The organism is Fodinicurvata fenggangensis DSM 21160, from assembly GCF_000686045.1.
Classification (GTDB): domain Bacteria; phylum Pseudomonadota; class Alphaproteobacteria; order Kiloniellales; family DSM-21159; genus Fodinicurvata; species Fodinicurvata fenggangensis.
Genome location: NZ_JMLV01000031.1, coordinates 1 through 2,094, shown reverse-complemented (window position 1 = coordinate 2,094; position 2,094 = coordinate 1). Strand labels below are relative to the sequence as shown.

Sequence of the window (2,094 nt, the reverse complement as noted above, 5' to 3'; positions counted from 1 at the left end):
GCGGAAATGCCCGAACTCGGACGGATGACGTCCGGCGAGGCCGCCGCAATGACTGGCCTCGCGCCTGTATCCCATGACAGCGGGACGAAACGTGGCCGCCGGATGATCGCTGGAGGAAGACGCGCCTTGCGGCATGTGCTGTTTCAGGCAGCGCTCGCCGCCGCATGCCACAACCCGGTCCTGAAATCCGTCGCCAGGCGCCTCAAGGAACGAGGAAAGCCGCACAAGCTGGTCATCATCGCCATCGCTCGGCGCCTGATTACCACTGCAAACGCAATCCTCAAATCAGGCCTCCCATGGCGCCATCAGGTCTGTGCATAAACACAGTTGCTAGGAAGTACATAGATTTTCTTTCGGCAACTGCTGCCGAGCGCCGGGCCGGTGCAATAATCAGTGGTCTCAGCCCAACCGCTCCATTAGGCCATGATCTTCGGGTTAACCCCGTCTCGCTTCGAAAGTGTTCTCAGGCATTCTTGGCTATGCAGCATCGCTCGGCGGACTGCCACTGTCGTGCGGACGCTCTCTTGTCGTACTGCCCATTTGTGCATCCTTCCTTTCTTCGTAGATGCATGATCCACCATCAAACCCTGGGACCAAACAACGCCACCAAGCAATATCCACGCAGATAGTACGCTCAAGTTATCCAATCTAGGCTTTGTGAGAAACGCGAGTTAGCTTATGATCAAAGTTGCCCTACAGTCCGCCGAGCTTTCGTCCAGGCTGAGTAAGTGCGAGCATGAATATCCATTTAAAGCTGAATCTTCGTCATATCGCCGATTCACACAGTTCGATTTCTGAGTTCTGCAGGGCAGTTGATATAAATCGTCAACAATTCAATAAATATTTAAGTGGACAATCTCTGCCTTCGCCTCGGAATCTCCGGAAAATTTGCGAGTATGTTGGAATTTCAGAGGGTGACCTTTTCCTCCCAGAATCAGAGTTTAAATTGCCCCATAGGAAGGGTAAGGACTTGTCCCAGAAGGAAAGTTTCATTTCCTTTATGAAATTTGCTCAAGCCTCATCTAAAGACGCTTTGAAGGAATACGAGGGAATTTATTTCAAGTATTATTACTCTCTTTCAATACCTGGTCTTATTCGAAAATCATTGGTGTCGATTTCTTTATCTGAGAATAGTAGCAACATAAGATGTATTGAGCCGGCAGGAAGAGAACTGACTCATTCAGGAATGGCTAGTCTCTGCAAATACTACGGTGATGTATTATTCCTTGGAGACCGGTTATTTACAATAGAGTACGAACGCTTATCTCGAAAGGAAATCTCGTATTCCGTGTACTTTCCAAGCTACATGTACCCGGCGCGAATCTTGACCGGATTAAGTCTGGGTGTTTCTGCTGGCAGTCGTCGTCAACCTGCTGCGAGTCGCGTAGTGCTGGTTAGTGCAGACAAACAACTTTCAGTCAAGACAGCCATGGCAAGCTGCGGACTCTTTAAGCCGACAGACGACACAATCGCCGAACACGTAAAACGACTCATAGAAAATAGCGTTTCCCAAGGCGAAAGCTTGTTTTTTGCCCGGACAATAGATGACCTCCAGTAAATCTCCCAGGCAGGTTCATATAAAAACCGGAAGCTCGTATAGAATGAATTCCAATCTTACTTTCGGTGCCGATCATGCCTCTACACGCATGCTTGGTGAAGAGATCACAGATATGGGAGACGGTCTGCCAGAGTTCGTCCTTGAACGTACGGCGGTCTTACAGGTCAGGGCTTCAGCTTGGAAAACGTCATCTCAATGGTATTGAAATCGGAACTTTAGGGCGGCAGGAAGAGGAAACAGGCATCGACAGCGCGCATTGTTTGGGCGGGCTTAGGGCTTTGGTGGCCAGATAGGTTGTCGAGAACGGCCACATCGCCTGGCTGCAGGCTAGGTGCGAGTTGCATTTCAACATAACGCTCGGAGCTGCTTGCGGTTCATCGTTCCATTGATGACCCAAGTGTCGTGGACGAGGTCTCGGCGCAAGGCGGCGATGAAGGTCTAGCCCAACTTGAACAGTTGGACGTCGATTTGGCGCGGAATTGACCGCCAAGTGGTTGATTTTATTGAGGCGGGGTTTGGCGGTGAATTATCTGTGG

2 protein-coding genes and 1 pseudogene are annotated in these 2,094 nt (G+C 50.3%); all 3 read left to right on the top strand.

Annotation, left to right across the window (positions count from 1 at the left end; translation table 11 throughout):
- The coding region (locus BP38_RS21525) for a transposase (protein ID WP_035725968.1) at positions 1-321 on the top strand (321 nt) is incomplete at its 5' end.
- A 415-nt stretch (positions 322-736) separates the two neighbouring features.
- Positions 737-913: pseudogene (locus BP38_RS23355) on the top strand (helix-turn-helix domain-containing protein); the annotation flags it as partial.
- 57 nt (positions 914-970) lie between these two features.
- Complete coding sequence (locus tag BP38_RS22445) at positions 971-1,558, top strand: hypothetical protein (protein WP_245602444.1); 588 nt, start codon at positions 971-973, stop codon at positions 1,556-1,558.
- Positions 1,559-2,094: the final 536 nt, after the last annotated feature.